Origin of the sequence: Geobacter sp. OR-1, assembly GCF_000813145.1 — a bacterium.
Taxonomy (GTDB): Bacteria; Desulfobacterota; Desulfuromonadia; order Geobacterales; family DSM-12255; genus Geoanaerobacter.
On sequence record NZ_BAZF01000012.1, the window covers coordinates 66,734 to 93,144 of the forward strand.

Annotated in this window: 14 protein-coding genes and 1 pseudogene; 7 read left to right on the forward strand and 8 right to left on the reverse strand. The window is 44.3% G+C overall.

Going from position 1 to position 26,411, the window contains the following annotated elements:
- Nucleotide 1 precedes the first annotated feature (1 nt).
- From OR1_RS13195 to OR1_RS13215, 5 genes are all read right to left on the reverse strand, one after another.
- Entirely contained in the window at nt 2-922 is a 921-nt protein-coding gene (locus OR1_RS13195) for an ROK family protein (protein WP_041972355.1), read from the reverse strand.
- Between the two features lies 1 nt (nt 923).
- On the reverse strand, nt 924-1,835 hold the full coding sequence (locus OR1_RS13200; protein ID WP_041972356.1) for a 3'-5' exonuclease: 912 nt from the start codon (nt 1,833-1,835) through the stop codon (nt 924-926).
- Nucleotides 1,836-2,815: 980 nt separating this feature from the next.
- On the reverse strand, nt 2,816-3,832 hold the full coding sequence (locus OR1_RS13205) for a RepB family plasmid replication initiator protein (RefSeq protein WP_052440444.1): 1,017 nt from the start codon (nt 3,830-3,832) through the stop codon (nt 2,816-2,818).
- A gap of 145 nt (nt 3,833-3,977) precedes the next feature.
- On the reverse strand, nt 3,978-4,415 hold the full coding sequence (locus tag OR1_RS13210) for a hypothetical protein (RefSeq protein WP_041972357.1): 438 nt from the start codon (nt 4,413-4,415) through the stop codon (nt 3,978-3,980).
- Nucleotides 4,405-5,052, reverse strand: a complete 648-nt coding sequence (locus OR1_RS13215) for an AAA family ATPase (protein WP_041972358.1) — start codon at nt 5,050-5,052, stop codon at nt 4,405-4,407. Before OR1_RS13215 ends, OR1_RS13210 begins: the two co-directional genes overlap by 11 nt.
- 1,345 nt (nt 5,053-6,397) lie before the next feature.
- On the opposite strand from OR1_RS13215, the gene OR1_RS13220 reads away from it, so the two are divergent.
- Nucleotides 6,398-6,976, forward strand: a complete 579-nt coding sequence (locus OR1_RS13220) for a heme-binding protein (RefSeq protein ID WP_052440455.1) — start codon at nt 6,398-6,400, stop codon at nt 6,974-6,976.
- On the opposite strand, the gene OR1_RS13225 is transcribed toward OR1_RS13220, so the two are convergent.
- From OR1_RS13225 to OR1_RS13230, 3 genes and pseudogenes are all read right to left on the reverse strand, one after another.
- Entirely contained in the window at nt 6,964-8,064 is a 1,101-nt protein-coding gene (locus OR1_RS13225; protein WP_082002945.1) for an alkene reductase, read from the reverse strand. The genes OR1_RS13220 and OR1_RS13225 overlap by 13 nt on opposite strands.
- Nucleotides 8,065-8,236: 172 nt before the next feature.
- A pseudogene (locus OR1_RS23035) lies at nt 8,237-8,338 on the reverse strand (pirin family protein); the annotation flags it as partial.
- A gap of 156 nt (nt 8,339-8,494) precedes the next feature.
- The gene (locus tag OR1_RS13230; protein WP_152609893.1) at nt 8,495-9,334 is read right to left on the reverse strand and encodes a hypothetical protein; all 840 of its coding nucleotides are present in this window, start codon (nt 9,332-9,334) and stop codon (nt 8,495-8,497) included.
- Between the two features lie 377 nt (nt 9,335-9,711).
- On the opposite strand from OR1_RS13230, the gene OR1_RS13235 reads away from it, so the two are divergent.
- The 6 genes from OR1_RS13235 to OR1_RS13270 all read left to right on the forward strand — a co-directional run bounded on the left by OR1_RS13235 (nt 9,712) and on the right by OR1_RS13270 (nt 26,387).
- Nucleotides 9,712-10,848: an exonuclease SbcCD subunit D gene (locus tag OR1_RS13235; RefSeq protein WP_041972361.1), complete on the forward strand. Its 1,137-nt coding sequence runs from the start codon at nt 9,712-9,714 to the stop codon at nt 10,846-10,848.
- Nucleotides 10,836-13,883, forward strand: coding sequence for an AAA family ATPase (locus tag OR1_RS13240; RefSeq protein ID WP_041972362.1), 3,048 nt, complete (start codon nt 10,836-10,838; stop codon nt 13,881-13,883). Before OR1_RS13235 ends, OR1_RS13240 begins: the two co-directional genes overlap by 13 nt.
- Nucleotides 13,884-14,185: 302 nt before the next feature.
- The gene (locus OR1_RS13245) at nt 14,186-14,524 is read left to right on the forward strand and encodes a hypothetical protein (protein ID WP_041972363.1); all 339 of its coding nucleotides are present in this window, start codon (nt 14,186-14,188) and stop codon (nt 14,522-14,524) included.
- Nucleotides 14,525-14,758: 234 nt separating this feature from the next.
- Nucleotides 14,759-15,409, forward strand: coding sequence for a hypothetical protein (locus OR1_RS13250; protein ID WP_041972364.1), 651 nt, complete (start codon nt 14,759-14,761; stop codon nt 15,407-15,409).
- A gap of 1,089 nt (nt 15,410-16,498) precedes the next feature.
- Nucleotides 16,499-23,695, forward strand: coding sequence for a hypothetical protein (locus OR1_RS13265; protein ID WP_041972367.1), 7,197 nt, complete (start codon nt 16,499-16,501; stop codon nt 23,693-23,695).
- Nucleotides 23,688-26,387, forward strand: a complete 2,700-nt coding sequence (locus tag OR1_RS13270) for a DEAD/DEAH box helicase (RefSeq protein ID WP_052440445.1) — start codon at nt 23,688-23,690, stop codon at nt 26,385-26,387. Before OR1_RS13265 ends, OR1_RS13270 begins: the two co-directional genes overlap by 8 nt.
- Nucleotides 26,388-26,411 lie beyond the last annotated feature (24 nt).

Below are 26,411 nucleotides of genomic sequence, written 5' to 3' on the forward strand. Positions count from 1 at the left end.
GTCACAACACCTGTCCCCCCTGCCCTATCCATGCGGCACCAAACACTCCGGCTGAATCTCCGAGACGGTTCTTAAGGATCGGGGTACGCAGATGATCGTGGAAAACGTAATTTTTGACCCTCTCAATGCCCTCTGAATAGATTTCATCGATATTAGATAGTCCTCCCCCTAATACGACAACATCGGGGTCTAGTATGGAAATGAGGCCTCCCAGGCAGCGTCCGAAATCATCCAGGAAACGATTGAAAGTTTTCAGGCAACGAGGCTCTCCGGTTCGGGCATGCGAAACAATCGCGTCCATCGATATATTCTGCCCGTATTCCCTGAAAAAGGCAGCTTCAACACCCGATCCGCTGATAAGTGTCTCAACACAGCCTTGATTACCGCAATAGCAGGGTGCCCCTTGAGGATCAACAGAGTAATGTCCCCATTCTCCTGCTATTCTATGAGGCCCTTCGCGCACGACTCCATCGATAGAGAGTCCACCGCCGCAGCCTGTTCCCATGATGACTCCGAAAACCAGATTGCCCCCCTCCCCTGCTCCGGCTCGGCATTCTGCCAGCGTGAAGCAGTCGGCGTCGTTGCGAACCTTGACCGGTCTGCTTAACAATCGCTCGATGTCGGCCTTGAGAGGGTGGCCGATCAGGCAGGTAGAGTTGGCGTTACGAACAAAACCGGTCTTTTCATCCACAGATCCGGGTATTCCGATGCCGACAGTGTAGGGAGCATCCGTGCTAAGTCGAGAAGCAGCATGGTTTATCATCTCCACTACAGAGTTCACAATGGCTTCATACCCATCATGGCGGGGTGTGGGCTTGCGTTCACGGAACAGGACTGTATCATCAACGGAAAGGAGTATTGATTCAGTCTTGGTGCCGCCGAGGTCGATTCCTATTGCAGGTAGTGCCTGGGATATATTCATATCACTCTTCCCGAACAGAAAAACGTGACACGGCATCAATCCGCTTGATAACAACATGCTTGGTGTTGCCACCGGGGTAGATTTCCTTGGCCAGGAATTTCAGCTCTTTCTGCTCATCTTCCTCTGAAACGACAGTCCACCATGCCTTGACACCTCCGCGTGAACCGTCACTCCATCGGTATCCACGCTCTTTCAGGATATCCTTGGTTTCAAAAGGTGAGCCTACGGCGATTATTCTGGAGGTCGATTCAAATGCTTTATCCAGAAGGGTCTTGAAAACAGGGGCATTGCTTACAGGAAGCGTTCCGAGCAGCAGGCCCAAAACCCCTTCGGCGTCTTCCAATGCTCGATGGGCATTGATGCAGTGCCCGCCGCATTTGAGCAGAACGAACTCCAGAGAGCGTGATTTGATCCGTTCGGCATCCCAGTTGATCTGCGATACGGAACAGGCCCATGGAAGCTTTATAAATGCCGGGAAGCGTTTCTCAACAAACCGTCGGTCGAAACCGGCATTGTGAGCAATGACCAGGCTTGCCTTGCTGGCAAGAATATTCACCTGCTCATCGGCAAATTCCTGATTGGCAACCATCTCATCGGTAATACCGGTGATTTCTGTTATCTCTTTCGACAGCGGCATTCCGGGATCTTCAAACCCCGAATAGCGGTCAGTGATCCTGATGATTTCACCTGTATCGGGATTGTATTCAAAGGCGACAATGCCGAGTTCGATCACCTTGTCTGCTGACGGATTCAAACCCGTTGTCTCGGTATCAAGACAGAGGGCAATCTTTGCGTTGGGAGAAGTTCTACGGGTAAAACGAGGATCGGTTTCCAGATTCAATCGGCGTAGTACAACGTAATCACCGGTAGAATGGAGCGCTGAAATGGCAATCTCAATTTCTAGTGGATTCATTTCATTCCTTCATTAGCTAACTTACTGGTGTCATTGCTTATTTTGGGTATATATCTATTGAATACAATTATTCTGATTTTGGTTTTGATTTTATAAGAGATAAAAATTGTACGTAACCTTTTATACCTTATTTCCTTTTAAAACCCTTTAAAACCCTTAACGCTCTGTAGACCATTGACAATAGCCACTTTACAGACATTATCGTCCGCGATAAGTCGTTAAATCAACCGCGATAGGTCTAATATCATCCTTGCTAAGTCTAAATTCCGTCCACGTAAGGTCGAAGAACCATCCATGTAAAGTCTTATGAACATCCGTGATAGGTCGAATGCGTAGATCACACATGAAATCCAGCTTTAACACAGTTCCCCCCCCTTCGTTCTTTAAGTGGATATTCTGAAAGACGAATTGCCATTATTGATGTTTAAGATATTGCAGACATCCATCCATGATAGGTCGAACCCATAACTTTGTGCTCTACTTTAAATAAATTGCTTAAATAATTGAATTATAAGTTGACATTATTCGTAGCCATCCACGATAAGTCGAATATGGTAAAGACAATCTATCCGCGTTAGGTCGAATGCAATGCATGTTTAACATCCGTGATAAGTCGAAGAGAATGAACAAATATATCCGTGCAAAGTCGATAACATGAGCGTATTTATCCATCCGTGCTAGGTCGAATGACGTTCAGTTGTCAAAATCTGAAATATTAGTGGCTTCGCCCAACTGTTTATCCGCGCTAGGTCGAATTGCCGATATCTCAAAAGAACATAAAATCCTTGGATACGTATCATGCTGATATCAGATATTAAAAAAAACGTGCTGATATATTAAAGTACAAATTTTAGGTTTTGTCATCGAGGATTCGACGTATCGCGGATAGTGAAAACATCCGTGATGGGTCGAACATAGAGGCCTGGTTGAGTAATCACTTGCCTGAAGATGGGGAGGGAATTTCGAGGCATAAGAAGAAGTCAGGTGATGGCTTTCTTTTTTGCTGAAGATAATGGCTTGCTTTGTCGCACAATAGTTACGTGATCTCCTTCAATTCGACTCTCTTTAGTAAGCACATTGAGTTTAACAAGTTCTCCAACAGATTTCTTGAGGCGTTCCCGGAGTTTAGCTTTAGGTAGCGTCATATCCAGGTTTAGGGCAGCCGATATTGTCATAAGAGGTCCGTACCAGCAGTCGTCCCGGTGAGACTGCATAAAACGGAAAAGTGCTTTTGCAATTGGTGAATTGATCTGACTTCTCATCTGAGCATCAATCATTGTAACTTCACCAGCTGCGTAAGCTTCATAAAAATAGGGATTTATTGTTACTGTGAACTCTCCTGTATCATGGTCATATTCACCCCCCATGATGAGATTTTTGAATGTGGTTTTTTTAGGGATTTTTTTCTTCCCTTCTTGACGGTTTGTTGTTAGGTCAAAACGAGCGCTAGTCATAAGCTTAAATGCACTCAGAGCATCTTCATAATGATTTTTACCTGGTTTATTTATTCCTTTCATTTTAAGAAGTTGCAGAAGTGATCCTCTGTAAGTGTATGTTGTCTGTCCATCGACCTCAGTTTTAATTCTGTTATTGGCTTCGTTGAGAAGAGCCAGAAGAATAATAAGCATATCTTCTTCATACACACTGAGTTTTGGTCCGCTGTATTTAATTGATCCCCAGGCATGATCGGCGATTATCATATCGCGGATATATTCCCGCGTTGACATCTCTTGCTTTGACATAGGGAAGAATGGAGACGTTCTGGTAAGTTCAGTTGGTAACGGGGAAAGGGGTAATTTCAGCTGCTCTGGAGTACCAGCCCCTTCTATTACAGCCTTGCGAATTTCCTTCGCCTGTTTTTTTGCCTGGGCAGGGATTTCATCTTGTCTATCCTGCATTGCAGATTTCATTTTCAGTAAAGTCAGCGCCATGTCTTCAGGAATATTTTGCAGATGTCCCCGGTCTTCTGGCGAAACTTTGTTCAGCAATTCCTGCATTATTGCAGAGACACTTTGTGGAAGGTTATCGTTGTTCGGTGTGTTAGGCATTGAACTATATTAACGGATAAGAATCATAAATCAAGGATTAATCATCGAATCTATCTTATCAAAAGCATTACATATTACTCAATTACCCCCTCCCCTATTCCTTGTTGGCGAAATATTCCTGTTCTTCCCGCATCAATTTCAACATGGCATGACGAACCCACTCGCTTTTAGAAACGCCAAGAGCTTTGCAGTGCCGTTCTAAGGATAACCAGATGTTTTCCTGTAATCTCATAGTGAATGGCTTGTCAAGATCAGATCTCCCTGCTGCGATTGACGGCATTTCAAAAGGGGTTGTAGGCCATTCATGTCTCCTGACGTATTCATGGAGATCATGAACGTGCTGTTTGGTTTTCGGGATTCTTGGTTTTTTTGGATCCTCTTTTATTTCAGAAACATTGTGCGTATCAATGTTTTGGGACGAACTTGACTCTAGGGTATCAGCTTTTGCAGCACCGATAAATTTCTCTTCTTCCGGGGACATAATATCTTCAACAGTTTTGCTCGGCTTCGTTGATTTTGGTTTAAACGCCATTTAATGCCTCCTTGTAAAGAGCTAATATTTCGGCGATTGCTTTTGAATCTTTCTTGTCAAGTTCATTAACAGCCCGTCCTTCAGCAGCCGATCGTCTATAAGCAACTCTGTAGCCGATTTTAACGTTCATGAGCTGCAGGTTCTTCATTTCAGTCACTACGTCTGTTGCATCGGTTGAAAGCCCAATACGCGGGTTTGTATCCATTTTATTTAAAACGGAATATGTCTTCATATCGGGATTAACAGCTAGGGCGTCTTCAAGTAATTCGTTCATGTTTTCAACTCCCCAGATGTCGTATTGGCCTGCTAAAAAAGGTACGATAAGAATATCTGCAACGACCAGAGATGATCTTAAACCCGCGCTGTCGCGTCCACCGGCATCGATTACGATGTCAGTACATTTTGGAATAAGTTTCCTTACTTCTGATGCAACAGCTCGACCTGTAATAGATACACAAGTGATTGTTGGCGTTACCCCTTCATCTTCTCTTACCTTAACAAACTCACTTGCGCTCCCTTGAGGATCAGCGTCAATCAGAATAACGTCATTGCCCTCTTGTGCCCGCATAATTGCGAGGTTTGTAGCGATTGTCGTCTTCCCAGTCCCACCTTTTTCGTTTGCGACTACGATAACCATAGGGCCTCCAGTGTATTTCCTTATACAGCATATACAATACATTTCCTGTAATTGCAAGTATGACAATAAAATAACCTATATAACCTTAATATAAAATCAATTACATGACTTGTCAAATAAACACAAGGTATGTACTGTACATACAGTACATGACATGAACGGATATTGGTTGGGAGATTTGGTAACTACAGGTATATGATGCCTACAGCTGATATCAACCTGTTGGGCATTGTGCCAAAGAATACTGCCAGCGGGGTCCTGGAAATGACGCTTTCAAGAGTATATTGGGAACGTATCTCTGACTGGATAGGGCTTCCTAATGCGCTAGCCGAGCACGCCAATCGAACGTACACGGACAGGGGATCTTTCATATGTGAAACTAGTATTCGTCGATCATTTTGAACGTTGCGCGATGGTCCTGGATACATATTCCGGCACATTGATAAATGTATGAAGTGATTTCCGCATTTTCAAGAAACCGTTTCCACAATCGCATAAATTAATGAGTTGTGGCTGTTGATGAAAAGAGTATATAGAGGAATATTGCTACGAATGGGAATAATGCCAGGCAAGCACATTGCATGACATAGATGTAACATAATGTCGTGTACTGTATGTACAGTACATCACATGACTATAAAGTGAACCAGCAACATTCCCATATAATCGAGTATGGGATGGTGTTTTTCAGGTGTTATATGCTTATTTAAAATTCTGGAAATATTTTGACGAAGCTTATCTATTTAAAGCATTCTTATCGATATTAGAGTCACAGAATCCCCTTGATTTGGGCTGAGGAGGGGGGTAATTGCACCTGATCAGATAGGAATTACATTGCTTGTATATACAGTACATGACATGCACATAAACAACATTACATTTAAATAACATGCAACACATTAAATACACATTTATGATAAATGACTCTTCAGTAAACGTCACATATCTTCGTCAGAATTGAGAAGCAGTAGAACGGCTGGACAAGTTAATCCGGTTTGGCAGGTAAGAAAACAAGATGACCGAGAGAGATCTGTCCAGGCGAGGGAATTTTCAGAAAAACCTGCAGAAGATCGAGCATGTTGATACAAAGTGATAGATTGATTTGATGTTTGAGGTTGCCAACATTGTTGGGAGTATAGCTTTTCAGCGATGAAGATAATTCAATGCATTATACTTACGGCAGACACATTGACGCTAAGAAGTCCTTGATGCCCAAGCGGGTTCGCAGAACAATAAAGGGCAACGAAGGTTTCTAAAGTTACAATTGCATCTGTTGGGCTATGGAGGACTTGTGAAACTGGCTGGGCTAGTGATGATAGTAATGCTTTTGATCGGAGTACAGGCAATGGCAATTGAAGAGGCGCCCTACAAAGTGGCTCAAGAGAACGGGATATTCGAGGTGCGTGACTATGAGCCGCATATACTTGCCGAGACTTTGGTTGATGGCTCTCTTGAAGATGCTGGCAGTAAAGCCTTCAGGCGTCTCTTCAACTACATATCCGGCGCAAATCATTCCCGCAGTTCAATTGAAATGACGGCCCCAGTTTCACAGGAGCCAAAAGGTGAAAAGATTACCATGACGGCCCCGGTGAGTCAGCAGGCATCAGCGGGAAAGTGGGCTGTCAGCTTCATGATGCCGGCAAGCTACACACTGGCAACGTTGCCTGTTCCCGACGACAGTAGTATCACCCTGCGTCAGGTTCCGGCCAGACGTATGGCAGCAGTTCGATATTCCGGGACGTGGAGCGAGAAGAACTATCTCGAAAACAAGGAACGACTGGAAAACTGGATTCGTGAAAACGGATTTGTGATCAGAGGCGAACCGGTGTGGGCTCGCTACAATCCTCCCTTCACCCTCTGGTTCCTACGTCGCAATGAGATCCTGATACCGGTCGATAGCCTCACAAAAGATCAAACTCTATAGTCGGCTAATCCGGGATAATCCGTATATCCTTCCTTCCCAGGAGTGTAGAAGGTTGCCTGATCGGGGACAGCCAAGGAGGCCCCGGTTCTGAGCCGCTCAACAAGATCGGGGTTGGCTATGAGCGGTCTACCGAATGCCACCAAGTCCGCCGTGCCGTCTTGTATATCTGCCTCCGCCCGCTCCCGGTCATAACCGCCGGAAAGAATGATAGATCCGCCGCCGCTGTCACGGAACGACTTGCACATAGTGCAAACTACTGCCTGATCGGGCTTCGGTGCTCCCATTGCGGAATGATCGACCATGTGCATGTAGGCCATCCCAAGGCGCCCAAGGTCAGCAGCAAGCTGGGTGTACTGCCCGGCAATCCCCTCATAGGTTCCGCTCATGTCGTTGAACACCCCGTACGGTGAAAGCCGGATACCGGTTCGTGAAGCGCCGATGGCGTTGATGACGGCTCTAGCCACATCCAGTGCAAAGCAATTGCGGCGGGTTGCATCGCCACCGTAGTCATCGTCCCTTTGGTTTGACCCAGGATCAAGGAACTGGGTTATCAGGTACCCGTTGGCCCCGTGGATCTCAACACCATCAAAACCTGCTTCGCTGGCAAGTGTTGCGGCACGTGCGTATTCCTCAATTGCAGCGGCAATGTCACCTGCTGTCATAGATCTTGGTGTATCATAAGTTTGCTCACCTTTAACATCGGTCCAGATGGCGCCGCTCATGGCGATAGCAGACGGGGCCAGCAGTTCCGCTCCCACCGGCAGATTGAGTGTTGATCCCACCCGGCCGGCATGCATCAGCTGAATGAAGATACGCCCGCCGCCGGCGTGTACAGCCTCGGTCACTAGGCGCCAGCCATCCCGCTGCTCAGTAGAGAATATCCCCGGGATACGGGCATATCCCAAGCCGTTTGGAGATGGGGAGGTTCCCTCGGTGACGATCAGTCCGGTTGAAGCACGCTGATCGTAGTATTCGGCCATCAGGCTGTTGGGGATATTGCCCTGTGCCCGACTCCGGGTCATGGGTGCCATGACGATGCGGTTTTTGAGTTCTACTGTCCCAAGTCTAAACGGAGAAAACAGTTTCAAGTGAACCTCCTTCAGTATATGGAGATTTCAGTGATGCAGTGCCGCCAATACCAGGTTTGGTGAATGCCTATTGACGAGAACCATGCGCACCGAGAGAAATGTTATGTGCTCCAGCTCTGCGACATTATATGGCTCCCAACCGAAATGACCTATCAGTTTGGCTACTGTATGCTATGCTAACTGATCTGTTGCCCATGCTGTTCTTGTGTTCCAGTGCTCCTTCAAGAACGGATGAAATGATTTTCTTTCCACGATGAGGGTGAGTCGGAAACCCCATTCTTGAAAGTCACCGCACGAGGTGTGCATGTATCTTGAGAATAGGAACATTCAGAGATACTTCCTGTGTTTCTGGAGTCATATCTGTAGAAATGAGTTTCCCAATGCGTTTAATAAAGCATAGATGTTTATCACTATTCGCAATTCTGCAAAATCAATCATCTAACGAATAAGACATTCGTGTTATCGCATCGTTATCTGACTCAAAGCTGCTCTGCATTGGATAGTTTTGATCCGTCACCGGGATCATTATATATTGTCTCAGTTGTTCCATAAGTACTGGCCGGAATAACCTATATATCTCTGTGGGTTGATCTATGTGAGGTAAACTATTATCTCTTTGCATTCCAAGTTCGCGTGCTTTCTTTCTCCTACTTTTTGATAACTTATGCATATATTCCGGATGTTTAAGGAGGCGTCTTAAGTGGCTGTCTTTTTTTGGAAATGAATTTATACTGCCTGCAAATATTGACTGAAACATATCAATTGGCAAAATGTTGTCGAGTTTGACATTTGTTATTTTTGCTTCTACTCTCCATTTAGTTCCTTCTAAATTACTTTCTTTCGCTTTATTATATATCACCAAAACTAATCTTGATTTTGGTCTTCCGAAATATAATGTTTCAATAGGATCGTTATTTTTCGGGAATCTATTTACTTTTCTACGACCTGTTATATCAAACCAGAAGTACTGGGACAAATCATGTTTGTAATCTAATGCTACATCAAGCCTAGATATTTTATATATCTGCAACTTATTTAGTATATATAATATGATATCATCATCACACTTTCTTGGGTTAAATGCTAGTCTTATATATTTATGACAAATTATTACTGTTGAACCATCAATTAGATTATAATTATAAAAAGTGGCGTAATCATATTTTATGCTGTATGATTTAACAATCCACGGCTTACCAGTGATTTTGAAAGAAAATGAAAAATCTGGCATAGCTAAGACCATTAACTTATCAATTGAAACAGAAATCATGAGACCCCCCATAAACTTTGCTTTTCTGTCGGCATTCGATATGTGCACGAAATAAATGGGAAACTGATTAATTTTGCCCGTTTGACGCCTCTGAGATTAGCGTATTTTCGCATATGTAGTGGCAACTATTACGTCTCCATAGATGTTTTCCCCACTCTATTTGAATATTCTCGTATCGTACAAAAGTCGAAAACTGGTAGTTGGGGAACTGCTCAGATAAGGTTTCACAAGGTAGCTATTTCATGAATTTTTGTCGATATTAAATCGACAAGTTTAGTAAATATTTCTACTTACAAATCAGAAATAATGATCCATATAGGACTCCATTTGGGGGAGGTCCTGTGTTACCCTTTGGCAAATCTTATAAGGGGTAGCCTATGCGAATTCTTCACCTTGCTGACCTTCACCTCGGGAAAATATTCCATGAAGTCCATCTGACAGACGATCAGGCATATCTCCTCAATCAGGTCGTTGACTTGGCTGCCGAGTACAAGGTCGATACTGTTGTGATAACCGGCGACATCTACGATCGGTCTGTTCCTCCGGTAGAAGCGACCGAGATACTCGACGATTTTTTATCCCGCATTGTTCTGGATCTCGGCATCAAAATTATTCTCATCCCTGGAAATCATGACAGCGCCGAACGGGTCGGTTTCGGCAGCCGCCTCCTGCGAGAGCGGGGCCTTCACATAGCTGCCGATCCCTTTGCCTGCACCCCAATCGAACTGCACGACTCCCATGGTCCGGTCACCTTCCTGCCTCTACCCTATCTGGAACCGATAATTTTACGACGCCATCTCAATGATGCTGATATCCCCGATTTTACTGCAGCATATCGGCATGTTCTTGCAGGCCTCCCGACCTCCGGCCGCACCGTCTGCGTGGCCCACTGCTACGCCGCGGGAGGGGAGGGTAGCGAATCCGAGCGCCCACTGGCCATAGGAGGAAGCAGCCTAGTGGACTCAGAGGTCTTCTCCCCGTTCAGCCTCACCCTCCTCGGCCACCTGCACCGCCCCCAGAAGGTCGGCCCGAAAGCATGGTATGCCGGTGCTCCCTTACGCTATTCATTCTCTGAACTTGACCACGACAAAATGTTCAGCATATTTGAACTGGACGCCGCTGGTGGGGTCATCCGCACCACCATCCCGGTGCTCCCGAGAAGGGAGTTGCGCGAGCTGAGAGGGACACTTGATGAGATTCTGAAAGCAGCTGAGAGTGACCCGTCTTGTGACGATTATTTCTCTATTATCCTTACCGACCGCGGGACGTTGTTCGATTATGCGGCCAAAATCCGTGATCTCTATCCGAATGTACTCTCCATTGTTAGAATTCAGCAGGAAGGGGAGGGGAATATTGTCAACCCGGGGGAATTGAGGAGGCTATCCGATCAGGAGATCGTCGCCCGTTTCTATGGGCACGTCGCCGGAGAGATGGATGAACAGGAGGAGGATGTCCTGAATCAAGTGCTTGACGCGATGAACCGCAGGGAAGGAGGTGACGCATGCGCCCTCTGAAACTCTACATGCAGGCGTTCGGTCCTTTTGCAGGTAAACAGGAGATCAACTTCGCCCTCCTCGGCGAGAAAGCCTTCTTCCTGATCCAGGGGCCGACCGGGGCTGGTAAAACATCTATTCTCGACGCTGTTTGTTACGCGCTCTACGGGACTCCCAGCGGTTCCACCAGGGACGAGCATACTCTTCGTTCACAGCATGCTCCTAAAGACCTGCTGTGCGAAGTGGAGTTCCTGTTCCAGGTCGGCCCGCGCCGCTTTCATATTAAACGGAGCCCCGAGCAAACCCTGCTAAAGAAGGGGAAAGAGCAAAAGTCTCTTCACAAAGTCGAACTGTGCGAGGTCGATGCCGACGGGGCGGTTATAGACACACCGCTGTACAAGGTCGGAGACATCAGGGAGAGAATCGAACAGGTGCTCGGCTTTACCGCCGATCAGTTCCGCCAGGTTGTGATTCTCCCCCAGGGGGAGTTTCGCAAACTGTTGCTGGCCTCCTCGGCAGACAAGGAGAAGATTCTCGAAAAATTATTCGCTACCGAGCGATTCAAGCGAATCGAAAACGAACTCAAGGAAAGAAGCGCCGCCCTTGCCAGGAGTCTCGAAGGGATCAGGAACACCATCCGCGGGATCCTCGAAGGCCAGGAGGTTGTCTCTCCTTCGGAACTCGAAGCCAAACAGAAAGAATTGGAGCAGTTGGAGAGCGAGTTGTCGGTAAAATACTCTGCAGCTGCAGCAAGCCTGCAAGAGGCTGCAGAAGCCCTCCAGAAAGGGCATATAATCGAGGAGAAGTTTCTTCGGCTAGAAAAAGCTCAAGTTGCGGTAAGTGGCCTCGCAGGGGAACGGGAATCGATTGAGAAAATTGCTGTCAAATGCGAACGGGGCAAACGGGCGCTCTCACTTGACGACTTCTATAATGCGCTTACCCGGGACCGTCATCAGAGCCGTGACCTTGCGACACGGATCAGCGAACTGGACGAATCACTGGTAAAAATGCGTGGTGAATTGTCTGTTGCAAAAGGAGATCAGGAGAGTATGCGGAAACTCGCTGCTGAAATTCCGGCAAAGACGGCGGAAAAGGCAGGTCTCGAAGGTCGACTCCGCCTCATTGAAGAGGTGACGGTCGGGGAACGGAAACTGAAGGAAGCGGTGAAGGCACGAAAAGCGGCAAGCGACGAGTTCGAACTGGTTCAGAAAAACATATCAGCGCTAGAGGCATGGCTTGCGGAGGCTGGAGAGAGAATCGAAGATCTTGCCCGGGAAGCCGGTCAACGTGGAGAGGTCGGGGAGCGGCTCAAGGGGGTGGAAAGCCAGGCTGCATCTGCAAGGAAACTGGCGGGTGCCGCTGACAGGGAAGTGAAACTCGCAAAAGAACAGGGGAAGCTGGCAGATCAGTACAGCAAGGCGGAAGCCGATGTCGTCTCGGCTGTTGCCATATATGAAGGGCTTTCGGAGAAACTCATCCACGGTCAGGCAGCCCGATTGGCAAAGGAGCTCCACGACGGCGCACCCTGTCCGGTGTGCGGCTCCTTGGAGCACCCGGCGCCTGCCGGCGGTGCTGAGAATGTTCCAACCGATCTGGAGATCGAAGCTGCAAAGCTGGCCGTTGAGACCGCTCGGGAGAAGCTTGACCAGGTCAGGGGAGAAGCTGCCAACCATAATGTCTCCCTGGGAGAGGCGAGGTCGGAAGCGAACACATTGCGACAGCAGCTCGGATCTGCTGCGGATACATCGGTAGCCATTCTGGATGAAGAGATAAAACGCTTAAAATTACTGTTTACAGATCTTGTCAGCAAAGAAAAGGAGCTTGAAACAGCACGTGCGAGCCGGGCAGGGGAGGGGAGCAAGCTGGAAGAGGCTCGGAAATCTCTGACAGGGAAAGCCGAGGCCCTGCAGAAAGCCGCCGCTCAGGCAGATTTATTGGCAGGGCAGCTGCAGGCGAAAAGCAGCGAACTTGGAGACGGAGAGCGCGACTCAGTTGCGGTGAAAAAACTGATTGCTGATATCGAAACATTCATAGTGGAAACGTCTGAAGGGCTCAAAACAGCGGACGGACTGGCTGAACGTCTGGAGCGGGAATCCAGCGCTCGGCAGGGGGAACGGGATGGGGCCGTGAAGAGCTCCGAAGAGCTGACTGAGCGTTTGGGCAAGGGAGAGAAAACATTTGCTGATCGCATGGCTAAGGCCGGTTTTGCGGATGAGGAGGAGTATCGTGCGTCCGGTCTCACGGGGGATGAACTCGAGCGTCTGGAGCAAAAGGTTGCCGTGTACCGGGAGAAGGTGGCCGCTGCCTCAGCAGAGCAGACACAGGCTGGGGAGGCATGTTCCGGGCTCACACGGCCTGATCTCCATTCCCTTACTTCAAGCCGAACGAGTGCGGAAGATGCTTTGACTGCCATTGCAGAAGAGCAGGGGAGGGAGAAGTCTCTGCATGAGACTATCCGGTCGTCTTTACTAGTGATCGAAAAGTATCAGAAAGAGAGTGCCGATCAAGAGCAGCAGTACCGGGTCGTATCGAACCTTTCAAATCTTGCCTCAGGCAATAACTCAAAGCGGATAACCCTCCAGAGGTACGTACTGGCGTCGTTGTTCGAAGAGGTGGCGACTGCCGCTTCTGCGCGTCTGTCCCTTATGAGCCGGGGGCGTTACCACTTGAGGCGCTCTGAGACGGTCACTGATGCCCGTAAGGGTGCAGGGCTTGATCTTGAAGTAACCGATGATTTCACCGGCCAACGCCGGCCGGCTTCGTCACTGTCAGGCGGTGAGACCTTCCTTGCATCTCTCTCGCTGGCGCTGGGGCTTTCCGATATCGTTCTTGCGCAAAGCGGTGGGCGATATCTTGATACACTGTTTATCGACGAGGGCTTCGGAACACTAGATCAGGAAACGCTTGATATTGCTATGGACACATTGGTGCGACTGAATGAGCAGGGGAGGATGGTAGGGATTATCTCGCACGTGGCAGAACTGAAGGAGCAGATTCCGAGCCGCCTGGAGGTTGTGTCGGGGAGGTGTGGGAGCAAGGTGCATATGGTTTTTTAATATTTTTGAAGTTTTCGAAAATAATGATTCCTACCCCCTTAGAAAATTTCTATCATATAGAGGTGGGCATTTGAGCAGAGTAACAACGATGTATTGTGATTATGGGTTTTAAAACAGCTAATGTCATGAGTGATAAACCGAAACCCTGCTGAGAGTATCAAGCTACGAGATGCCGTAAGCGTGCCTGTGATGTACAAGAGGAGGTGCTTTCCTCCTTACAGAATTTGATAGCATAACCGTTAGTGTTGCCAGCCAGAAATATATTGCCCGAATTAATCGCAAATAAATCTGGGGGTGACACAATGAAAGCCGAATGGATAAAAGTATGCAAGTTGATCGCTGAAGAGTCTAAGTATAAAGCAGTTTACATAATTGTGTTGTTTGTGGATGTTAATGGTTTATTTATATTAAGGAGATATTGGGGTGGATTGTATCATAAATTAAATCAAGCACAATCCGCTTTTATAAATATAAATGCTGCTTTAAAAGAATTTGATAATTACTATAATGAAAAAACATCAGACAATCATTTATTCAGAAATTATAAAGTAGATAACGATCTGGAACTAAACATTATCAGTATATATTGGACCGATAATGGCTTCATTCTACAAAATGAAGAACAGCTTACCTTGTGGTAGTTACACTTGCATTTCATAGGTACAGATCTTTGACACAACAAGCTTCAAGTATCAGTAAATTGCTTTTATCGGTTAAATTTTTTATTCCAGCTATTATTGCCATTACTATATCGGCCTATGCAGCGTTTGCCCCGGCCGAAACGGTGGCAAGGGCAACCCTTGGCAACGGCTTGCGTGTTGTGGTGGTAAAGAACAGCCTATCCCTGATGATTCGTTATCTCTTTCGGAGTTATCATGAGTGAAGATACCTGTTCCGTTCCGGAGCATTACCGAATACTGGCTCAAGAACTAGCCCCCCTGCGAGATAAAATTCGGGCAACACTGCGAGAGAGGCCGATGTGCTCCGGCAAAAAGCTGACATCATTTGTTCAGGCAGCAAATATTTTGAGCATGTTTGATGCTGATAGGATATCGAGTGTGTTTACCAGCATATCTTCGACGATTCTGGCCAGAGAATCTGTTTCACGCAGCATTATCGTATCGGCGGTGGATGAACTCAGTTGTGCGGTAAACAGTTGCCTGTCTACATTTTATGAACTAAGCAGTTGCCAATTTCCGGAAGGATACGAAGCAGGCAAGCCGCTGGTTATCGCATTACCAGAACGGTTCCTGCTGCAACTGACAGAGTTCATGGACAGACTGTTGTTGACTATAGAAGATCCTGCTGCTGCCCACCTGGAGTACGGCACGACAAAAATAACTCTTAACGTCACCTTCAACATTGACGCTGAAGTTCGACGGTTCCAGGACTGGATTGGGTCAGTTAAACAAGAAGAGCCCAATAGCCGAGTGTCATGCAACAAAACCGGTGAGTTGTTCTGGGGCATTCTTGGAGGGATTGCACTCAGCTCATTATTCTTCGGAGATCATAACGGCGATCACTAATTTGTTGTATGTGGGAAGTGTGGAATCCTGTTGAGTCGGTGATGATCACTACTCACTCAATCTCTTGCCCATCCAGATAGATTTTAAGATTTTTCCCCTGCATTTTATTCAAACTTTCACCATTATCGAAAACGATTTGCCGTTTCGATGCAAAAAATTTCACAATGCAGTTTTCTGCCTCATATTCCGTAAAGGGGATAAAACTTTCGTGGACACCTTCTTGTGATCGATAATCCAGTTCGGTTATTGACAGAAGTGTCATAAAAATGTACAAGAATTTCATTAAATGTTATATGGTTTTGAGGGAAATCTTGAGAGTTGCTGGTTTTAGATCCGTTGATCGTCAAAAGCCGCCATTTCAGCGTTTTGTTGAATGGCGGCTTTTGTTATTTTTAGATCAAGTTGTCAGATGAAATCAGGGAATTTACAAAGCATGCGATATTTATTTGTACCTGGGACGCTATATGGGGGAGGTCTGTCAGTAAGATTGAATTTGTACAATACTCAGGCGGGGGCAAAAGTGAAATGCATCTAGCCAACAAGAGGAACGAAGAGATGTTGAACTCGCAGGAATTCATAGATCAATGTCCTGAGGTGTATCTGGTTTCTGAGGACGGCGAGGTTGGGCAAAAGCCAGGAACAGCGCTGCTGAAGTGATACCTCGAGAGCATTTTGGATGGTTTTTAGGGTGATTAGTTTCTGAATGTGTTATCGCGGCTATATATGATCACTATGATTAATATGCTCGTGGTTGCTGATGATTACATTTGACTACTGGGGGTATTTTGCAAGGTTATACCACAGATATTATAAACTTAATTCAGGACAACCTACGAGATCGTTACCAAAGTGGGTTCCCAATTTTAAAGGAATTGATTCAAAACGCAGATGATGCCAAAAATGTCTCACGCTTTGTATTTGGCGATCACCAAGGGTTTTCTGAAGCTTCGCATCCATTACTAAAGGGGCCGGGGCGTTTTTTTCTATAATAATGGAGAGTTCAGTAAAACAGATAAAAAAGCAATTGCATCTTTCGCTAGTAATACAAAAGCAGGTGAATCAGAGACAATAGGAAAATTTGGCCTAGGGATGAAAAGTGTTTTCCATCTGTGTGAAGCATTTTTCTATATTGCTTGGGATGGCGAGCATAAATTTTTCGAAGCACTCAATCCTTGGAAAATATCCGCCGAAGACAATATTCATTCAGATTGGGACGTTGTAAATGATTTTGACTGGGAATTATTAAGTGAGGTATCAGCGACAATTTCTAGAAATGATGATAAGGGTTTTTTCCTCTGGATACCACTTAGAAAAAAGAGTCATTTATACAATCAAAACAGCCCTACCGGATCAATAATGGATTTTTTCCCGGGAGATGATGGTCTACTCGGACAAGATTTATCTTTTCTGCACGATTTAAATCTGAAATCAGATCTTGCATCCCTCCTCCCTCTATTAAGAAGCCTGTCATCGATAGAATTTATCCCGTCAGAGGGTGATTCAAAATTCCACCTTGAATTGAAAAATAAAGTAACTACTGATGCAGAAAAAGACGCCTGCAAATGGTTTGGTGAAGTTGTGGGTGGTGACTGTTCCCTAGTATTCAATGGATTTAAGCTAGAGTCGACTTCCGAGGAATTTAGTATCATTAAAGGGAATGATAAATGGCCTAAAAGCTATTACCAGGATGTTGCTGGATTTAGGAAACTGGCACCGGATAAATCAAAGCCAGAGGGAAGCGTAGTCATAAGTCATCAGGACAACCAGCTTGGTAAACTTACCATTCAATGGGCTCTTTTCTTGCCATTAGGGGAAGAAACTCATATTTACAGAGCAAAAATCCAGAATTCTAATCGTCATATCCGAATATTTGTCCACGGGCAGTTTTTTGTAGATGCAGGAAGGAGAGGGATCCACGATTTTGATCAGTTATGTGAAAGAACGCTGGAGAACACAACCGAAATTGATGAAACAACGCTTCGTCGAAAGTGGAATCAATTGCTTGCACAAAAAGTTTCTCTCCCCCTTGTTATAAAATCTCTTGATGATTATGTCCGAAGTAATTCCTTTAGTGAAAAAGAGATTGCAGGATTTACACAAGCCATAACGGAATCAATTTCAGAAGCAAAAGAAAGATTCATAGATAAATTTAGAAAATTCATTTGCACTACTAACTCGTGGCTAAAAATACTTGACTGCAATGGTTCCGCCTGGAATCTTGTGGATAGAAAAGAATACAGACTTTTACCACTGCCTGCTCCACCCAATGTAGACCCCAAAAGGCCATGGCATGTATTGCCCAAACTAGATATGTTGGGGGATACGTACATATATTATGATGGAAACGCTCCAGCTATTCATGTGAATGAACAACAATGGAGCGAGCACGAAATCATTAATATTATTACGGGCATAAATATAGGTATTTTTACTGAATCCACTTCTCTTGAATATTTATCAGAATATTTTCAGGCATTACCCTCGTTTTACTTGAGGACTGAAAAAACTCAGAATGCGATTCGATCTTTATTAAAAGAAGGTTTTCTTAATACACAACTCAATCTCCTACGTAACAATCGACAGAAAATTGTAAATCTCGTCAAATTCCTTCTCCCTCATAATCGTTTATCTATAGGAACGCAAGATGCAGCAGCAAAAGGCGCAATACCTGAACATATCTATTCAACATTATGGGCAAGTGGCGCAGAAGTATTAATAGTCCCCAAAGATCTCGATGACTATGAAAACCCTGGAACAGCCTATCTACACCGAGATGACGCCCTGCTTTTATTGAGAGCACTCCACTCAACTATAGAGTCTAATCCCTTACATAATACAACGATAGAACGTTGCCTTGATGTTGCAAATCTAATATTGAGTTCTCTAGATGAGAATAATCGTGGTGCGATTCTCAGAACCAACCCAGATCTCAAGATAATTCAGGTGGTTGACGCCAAAACGCTAAGAAATGTGGCTGTATCATATGCGACTTTGGAAACTGCTCGTAAAAGAAACAACCTTTTTGGTTTGACTCAAGGAACAAATATTCAAACTCGGGCGGGATATTCAAAATTACTTACTGACGTTTTGCCTGAAGAAAAGATACTTCTTACCAACCTAGAATCATTCAAGATATATTTCGGGAACACAGAAATTCTTCCATCATCTGGTAATGGTGAGAATATCTTGATGTCCCTTGGAAATATAATTAAAAAGCTTGGTCCGATGAGTTCCAGGCAAAAACTCATAGAATACGTCGACAATCCAGGTCAAGATTTTCTCGCCTTAATGGGTCTTAGATATTTGCTTCATGGCGATGAAGTACATTTTTCAGATGAGAAAACCCATCTATGGGTTGCGAGGCACCGCCAATCGACAGCATGGGAGAAGCTATGGCGTCAAGTATCTAATATTGAGGCGGAAAATGCATGGAATATCCTTGACCGCGGTTTGGTAGAAAATCTACCGTCAGGAAGGTGGAATTCTCTAGGGATTAAAGAAATTGATCCTGACGAAGTTATAAATGAACTATCGATTATAGGTTCAAATCATATCACCAGTAATCAGTTTACGGATAAAGAATGTGATGAAATTCTGAGCAGTATAGACAACATGGATGTCTGGTTGCGATTGCCATTTCACACCATTAAAACCGGTAAAAAAGGGCGAATTGATAGCAATACATTTCTTGATATGGGGATATCTCTACCAAATAGCTTGGCATCAACAATTCAAATTGTTGAAAATAGTTATATTCCTGCCATTGCCAAAAAACAAAAAGAATGGATACCACGATTAGATGAAGCTGCGATAGTTCAAATAGCCCTTGACTATGAATGCCCGGCAAAATACTGGCGGCTAATTGTTGAGATGCTGGAGAAGAATAGCATTTATGACAGGATTAACACTGTACGCAATCTTAAAGAGACATGTTGGTTACCACTGTATAACGGTAAAATAATACGACCAGTAGATGTCATCGATTTACCTGCCATGTCTCAACATGTACAAATCCTTGCTTCAAAAGCGGGCTATTGTTATGCGTCTGTAGATGACTTGGAAAAAGAAATACGTGCTTCAGCCTCATTAAGTTTTATGAGATCAATATGTTTTTCGAAGGACAATGAAGCGCTCAAAATACTTGGTTTTCTGATGGCAGAAGTACCTGGATACACAGTCGGTCAGGTCAATCTTCCTGATGATACGCGATTTCAAAAAATTCTCCCTACGTTTAACAAAATTAAGAAATTGCCTGCCTGGAAGATATTTACATCTTCTGTAGAAGAGTATGGAATTGATCGTTGTTCAGAATATTTGCTACCAGAAATACTGAAACCAATTCAAGCGGAAGACCTAGTTATTGTTTTAAATGAATTGGCTACTCATACTGATACTCGAAATATTGAGATTGATTCGGTTTTTAATATCTATTTGGAACTGTTTTGCAAAGATTACGACCAAGCAGTCGAATTCCTCCCACAAATTAAACTTAAATCGGTTTCAGGGGAATGGATAAAAACAGATAATCTTTGTTATGGCGCGGCAGATGTTTCAAATGACTCATTACTGGAAGAAAAACATGCAAAAATACTAGATGACATAATAGCTGATACAAGTAGGTATATTGATAAAAATCCTAAACCAATATCGATCTCACAATCTGGAGATGCTCAACAAACTATAAAAAGCTACTTCAATGACTGGAAAGGGCTTGTTCAAGACGAACTAATCGGTGCAGCAATAAGCCTGATGGGACCTAAACTCAGATCATTAGCTGATGAATACTTAGAGCCACACACATCTGATTGGTTGTATGATCAAATCAGCTGGAGAGACGCAGATTGCGTCATATCAGACGGTTACGGGAATAAAACTACAATACCAAAAAGAGTGTATCGAACAAATTGGGACCATCTTGATGTAGAAGTAAAAATCATTGCAGATAAATTGGTAAATGTAATAAGCATAACTGGAAATAAGATACAGGTACCCCTATCTGATAACTTCACCACTATAATAGCAGGATCACTAGAAGGTTACGGAAATTTCAAATATGTTATACCGTTGCGCAAAATAATCACAAACAATTATTCGAACGATGAACTGACAGAATTAGTAAAAAACACAATAAGCTACATCCTTGACAAATGTTATTATCAGACAAACACTGATTTAAATGAACTTTTACAAGAATTAAGTAAAAGTGATCAACTTCAAATAGATGTCGTTCGCGGAATGATCCTCGATCATCTACCATTCTATTTACCACAATTAAATGCAAATCGAAGAAATGATAAGCTGAAAAAAGCTTTAGAAGGGTATCATGATGCTCGTGTAAGGTATCAAGAAAGTAAAAGCTCTCTCAAAACCCCAGTAGAAAAGCATGAACAATTATTAAAGGAGCTTGATAAGCAGAAAAGCCGAATTGCACAGCTTCTGCAAAATGACGAAGAAGTAAGGAAAACGGTTCTTGAAGGTCTTAAACAGAAGCTGATGGATTTTCAGTATGATCTGCAAAGCCTCCCATTTGAGCTCTTTCAAAATTCAGATGACGCTGCTGTTGAACTTGGCTCTTTTGAGTCTGGTGGCAAAGTTCCATCACCGGCACAAAAAATGGTTATTGATATTGATGGTTCAACTATACGGTTTATGCACTGGGGCAGAAAAATCAATTCAAACCCGGATCGAAGCAAAAATCTCGGATTTCACCGCGACCTCGAAAAGATGTTGGTCTTATCTTCTTCCGATAAACAAAGCAATGATGAAGTAACCGGTAAGTTCGGGCTTGGCTTCAAAAGTGTATTTTTATGTTGTGATCAACCCCGGCTTCTAAGTGGTCGGCTTTGCGTCGAGGTTATAGGAGGTGTTCTCCCTCGATCTTGGTCTCCCTCACAACTTACAATCTCAAAACTAAAGCAATATTCTGAAGATCAACAATATCAGGGAACAGTTATCGAGTTAGACCTTAATGATGAAGCTCAGGTAGATGACCTTCTGATAAGATTCAAAATCATGGCTGGCCTGCTGAGTGTGTTCGGAAGAGCCATAAAAAGAATCAATCTTTTTCCATCAAATGGTGATCAAATATACGAGTGGCAACCTTTCACGCTCTCAGATGGCATAGAGATCGGCGATTGTCGACTTCCGGTCGATAAGGAAGTTGTAACCAGGCAAGGTTTGGTCTTTCGACTTAAGAACGGATCCGTGTTTTTTGTGATCTCACCTGAAGGTTTCTGCCGTCTTCCTAAAGAGGTTCCCTCTCTATGGGTCACATCTCCAACACGCGAAAACGAAAGTCTTGGGTTTGCTGTAAATGCAGCTTTTTCTCTTGATGCAGGTAGAGGGCGACTGGCAGGCGATTCGCAATCGAATATTGATTGTGCTGAAAAAATAGGAAAAGAGCTCGGTGTAAAGTTATCTTCTCTAATTTCAATATTGGAAAGAGACTGGCTGTTTGTAAAAGAACACCTCAATTTAGTAGATAGTCTTTCCCCCGCTGGATTATTGGCAACATTATGGAAAACCTTATCAATAGCTGCAATTAACACAGATGGGACAGGTATATGCTCATCTGTTGCCAAAACGGCACTCATAAAATTGAGCCATGGTCCGATTCCAAATGCATTGCCGATTCCATATGAGCAGTTAGTAACCAATGACTTGATTCGACACGAACTGTCTGGACCTTGGGTCTACCGAGAAGTAATAGAACAACTCGTAAATCTAGGTATTCCGCCTGACCAATGCGTTTCGACTGATATTTCAGTTCTTCTTAAGCGAATCGGTTTGGGTGCAAACATAGATAAATTTAGTTTCACATCGATAATGCATTTAATCGAAAGAGATTGTTGTGATGAGGCCATTGCTGCAACACTTGAAACTATAGCTTTAATTGTATGGGAACAGCTTAAAGAGGATGAGAAAACCCAATCGGCAGAGGTGTTTTCAAAGTTGCTCTTTAAAAATGTTTCAGGCCTATGGAAATCATCAAGGGATTTACTGTGCGTTGGAAATGTGGATAACAAAGAAGAGGAGCTTAGAATAAACTTTGCTCCAGATAGCGCAAGATTGGCTGATGTCTATGACGAAATTGGCAGAGCATTTTTCAAACGAAGCCGACCACGTTTTGAAGCTCCTACCGAATTGTTAGTAGAATGGGTTCGTAAAGCAGATTGTGAGCCTAAGCAAAGCGCTGCATTGTATTATCTGGTCCATGGAGAGTTGGGGCACAAGGTTGCTCGTTCGCTCCGTCAAAATGGCCTCTCAGGCACATGGTTATCAGGTGTAAGTGAATCTCACCATTGTCTTGAAAACTGGTCTTATAGCGATAAAGAAGAGCTCCTGCGGATGTTGGTAAAAGTTCAGTTTGATCTATCAGATTTCCCACCATCAATCTCTAATAAACCACCTCTTTCTCCAAACAAAGTTCTTGGCGCTATCTATGATTGGTGGCTGGCAAATAAAGTCACTCAAATTGAAAAATATGAGCGTAAGTCCTTTCCAGGGGGGGTTTTCCCGCCTTTAGATTTCGATCTTCTGAAAAAAGAACCTGAGGCAAGAAAGGGCTGGTTGACTCTCTTTTTGCTTGGGGCCTTTCATACAATCGGGCGAGCAAAACCAGAGCAACACCGCTCATTTATTAATCTCTGTCAATCTAAGGGATGGATGGACAGATTTGTTACTGTTGGACAAACTGGATTGGACGAGTGGATGGCTGTCATTAAAAATTACCTCCAGGATGAGATGCAGGATCCCGAGTACTACCAATGGATGAAAGAGTTCGTATCCTTTTTCCTTCTAGGGTACTGGTTGGATGAGTATGTGGAGAGCTTTAAGGCTATTGATAGGATGAAGGACCCTTTCAGTTTAAAGCAAATAACAGCTCCGAGGATAAATCCGGCTTTTCAGGGAGGAGGCCCTGATGCTCCGCCGATTGACAGGGCTTTAGGCATGGGAGCTTGCTTTGTCATGAGAGAACTGGCAAGGAAAAAAATCATAAACAACCAGCTTGCTCATAGATATTGCTATGTGCCGAGAAGGCCAGTGCGAAATTTGTTGGAGAGACTTGGGTGCCATGGATTGAATAATGGTTTCGATCACGAGACTCGCTCGAAGATGATCCATGAGTTCTTGTGTACGCATCTAGGCGATAAAAAGGCGACTTTCGAGAACTCATACGATTTGCCATTGTTGATTGTTGCTATGGATACTGATCTGCAAGTCCAGTTATTTGAATCAACACTGGTATTAGATAATGAGATTGATGAGGAGATTGAGTATGTCTAATACAGCCCCGTTTTCATCTGGCGATCTTGTCCGTCATTCCAGATTTGGCAATGGCAAAGTTGAATTCGATAAAGGACCAACCACACTGGTCCGTTTCGAGCACGGGATAGAAGAGGTTGCTAAGGATGAATTGTCTCGATTTTCCACTCCAGAACAGACTCTCAATAAAACCACATGGGATTCCCCGTCAGAAGTTCTTGTACGAACCCAGGCGGCAGCAATTACTTCTGTGAATGATACCTGGGGGGTACTGTCACGATCAAAGATCGCTCTGTTACCACATCAGTTGTGGGTATGCAAAAGAGTCAACGAAGTGTGGCCTGCTCGGTGGTTGGTGGCAGATGATGTTGGTCTGGGAAAAACGATAGAGGCTGGCCTGATATTATGGCCTCTTCTTGCAAAGGGAACAGTCAAGAGGTTGTTGATACTCTGCCCAGCATCGCTTGTTGACCAATGGCAGTTTCGTTTAAGAGAGATGTTTGACATTCGCATGGTGAAATATGTGAGCGAGGCTGATAACGCGAAATCAGATTTCTGGAATACTCACAATCAAGTTGTCGCTTCCTTTCATACTCTTCGTGATGATCATAAAGGGCGACATGACCGCCTCATTGAAAGTGACCCATGGGATCTAGTTATTGTAGACGAAGCTCATCATCTCAACGCGGATGAAGATGCAGGTCCGACACTGGCTTATAAGTTGGTGGGTCGATTACAAGAAGAACGCAGAGTAGAATCCATGGTCTTTTTCACGGGTACTCCGCACAGAGGCAAAAACTATGGCTTCCTGGCGTTGCTGAAATTGCTTCATCCCGACAAGTTTGATCCAAAAAATGATCTATGTGAGCAGCTTCCACTGCTTAAGCAGGTGTTGATACGCAATAATAAGCAGAATGTCACCGATCTACAGGGTAAAAAACTATTTTTCCCACCAATTGTGTCACCGGAAACCTATGCTTACTCGCCTGAAGAAGAATATTTCTATGAAATGCTGACTGACTTTATTGCAACTGGGAAGATGTATGCCAATTCGCTGAGCGAGTCTGGCGGGCGGGTTGTAATGCTTGTCCTGATTTCAATGCAGAAATTGGCCTCCAGTTCTGTGGCAGCAATTCACAAAGCTTTAAAGAGACGCCTTGCTCGGATCAACCAAAGCCAATACGAACTGAAAAATCTGGAAGAAATATTAAGTAAAAGCAAAGCCAAATTTTCAGAACTCGATTCACTTCAATCTTCAGGCAATGATGATGAAATAGCCAAACTTGAAGAGCAGATTGTTGAAATGGCAGAATCTGTTCACCTCATGGAAGATGAAGCTCCACGATTGCAAGAATTGATTGATGCGGCTGACATGGTTATTGAAGAAACCAAAATATGTAAAATCATTGAGCTTCTAAAGACAAAATTCGCAGAACGGACAATTGTTTTCTTCACTGAATACAAGGCAACACAATCTCTTCTTATTTCGCGGTTGTTTAGTGAATTTGGTGATAATTGCGCAACATTCATCAATGGTGATAATCGAGCAGAGGGAATTATTGATTCAAGTGGAAAAATTATTGTCCTTAGTGAAAACCGTGAAAACGCAGCTGAAAAATTTAACAATGGGAAAGTACGCTTTATTGTTTGTACTGAAGCGGGTGGTGAAGGGATAGACCTCCAGGAGCGTTGCCATAGTCTGATACATGTAGATCTTCCATGGAACCCGATGCGCCTCCATCAACGGGTTGGAAGATTAAATCGGTATGGTCAGACCCGACAGGTTGAAGTGGTCACTTTGCGTAATCCTGACACCGTAGAGTCACGGATTTGGGAAAAACTTAACTCAAAAATTGACAATATTATGCAGGCGCTAGGATCAGCAATGGACGAACCGGAAGATTTACTCCAACTTGTGCTTGGAATGACATCCCCGTCTATGTTCAATGAAGTATTCAACGGTGCTTCCACAATTGCACCAAATTCTCTTGGTACATGGTTTGACGCTAAAACAGCTAAATTTGGTGGTAATGATGTTATCGACACAGTGAAGCAGATTGTTGGCAACAGTGCCCGCTTTGATTACAAGGAAGTATCCGACAAAATCCCACGTATAGACCTTCCTGCGCTACAACCATTTTTGGAAGCCATGCTTTCAATGAATGGGAGGAGAATTGTCAAGGACGAAGAGGGGATATCCTTTAAGACGCCAGATGAGTGGCTCACGGAACCGGGAGTCAGGACTACTTACGAGAACATGGTCTTCGATCGGAATTTGCGCGGGCAGGATGCTGCTAAACGAGTTTTAGGAGTGGGGCACAAGGTTATAGATCATGCCATCAAGCAGTCGCTCGATTACACTTCGAGCGTTGCAACAATCGCTGCTAATCGATTAAAACAACCATTCTTCGTGTTCAAAGTTTTCGATAGAATCACCAGCGAAAAGACAAGCATTCGAAACAAAATTGTTGGTACAACCCCAACGACTGATGGGATGCGGATGCTGCAAGACTGGGAGTTGCTGATTGAATTGAATAATGTTTCACTTGGCCGCGATGTCAAGGCGGAATACTCGTCACCACCAGTAAATATTGCTGAAATTCGTGAAACGGTTTCATCGGCATTGTCGTTTGTCACTTCAAAACTGTTAGAGCTTGATGTGCCGTTTAAACACCCGACTGTCGAGTTGCACTCTGTTATATATCCAGTGTAATACATCACTTTAAAAAGATTATTA

Coding starts and splice junctions, on each gene's coding strand:
- OR1_RS13195 (WP_041972355.1), bottom strand. CDS start 922: ATGAATATATCCCAGGCACTACCTGCAATAGGAATCGACCTCGGCGGC.
- OR1_RS13200 (WP_041972356.1), bottom strand. CDS start 1,835: ATGAATCCACTAGAAATTGAGATTGCCATTTCAGCGCTCCATTCTACC.
- OR1_RS13205 (WP_052440444.1), bottom strand. CDS start 3,832: ATGCAGGAATTGCTGAACAAAGTTTCGCCAGAAGACCGGGGACATCTG.
- OR1_RS13210 (WP_041972357.1), bottom strand. CDS start 4,415: ATGGCGTTTAAACCAAAATCAACGAAGCCGAGCAAAACTGTTGAAGAT.
- OR1_RS13215 (WP_041972358.1), bottom strand. CDS start 5,052: ATGGTTATCGTAGTCGCAAACGAAAAAGGTGGGACTGGGAAGACGACA.
- OR1_RS13220 (WP_052440455.1), top strand. CDS start 6,398: ATGGCAATTGAAGAGGCGCCCTACAAAGTGGCTCAAGAGAACGGGATA.
- OR1_RS13230 (WP_152609893.1), bottom strand. CDS start 9,334: ATGATTTCTGTTTCAATTGATAAGTTAATGGTCTTAGCTATGCCAGAT.
- OR1_RS13235 (WP_041972361.1), top strand. CDS start 9,712: ATGCGAATTCTTCACCTTGCTGACCTTCACCTCGGGAAAATATTCCAT.
- OR1_RS13240 (WP_041972362.1), top strand. CDS start 10,836: ATGCGCCCTCTGAAACTCTACATGCAGGCGTTCGGTCCTTTTGCAGGT.
- OR1_RS13245 (WP_041972363.1), top strand. CDS start 14,186: ATGAAAGCCGAATGGATAAAAGTATGCAAGTTGATCGCTGAAGAGTCT.
- OR1_RS13250 (WP_041972364.1), top strand. CDS start 14,759: ATGAGTGAAGATACCTGTTCCGTTCCGGAGCATTACCGAATACTGGCT.
- OR1_RS13265 (WP_041972367.1), top strand. CDS start 16,499: ATGAAAAGTGTTTTCCATCTGTGTGAAGCATTTTTCTATATTGCTTGG.
- OR1_RS13270 (WP_052440445.1), top strand. CDS start 23,688: ATGTCTAATACAGCCCCGTTTTCATCTGGCGATCTTGTCCGTCATTCC.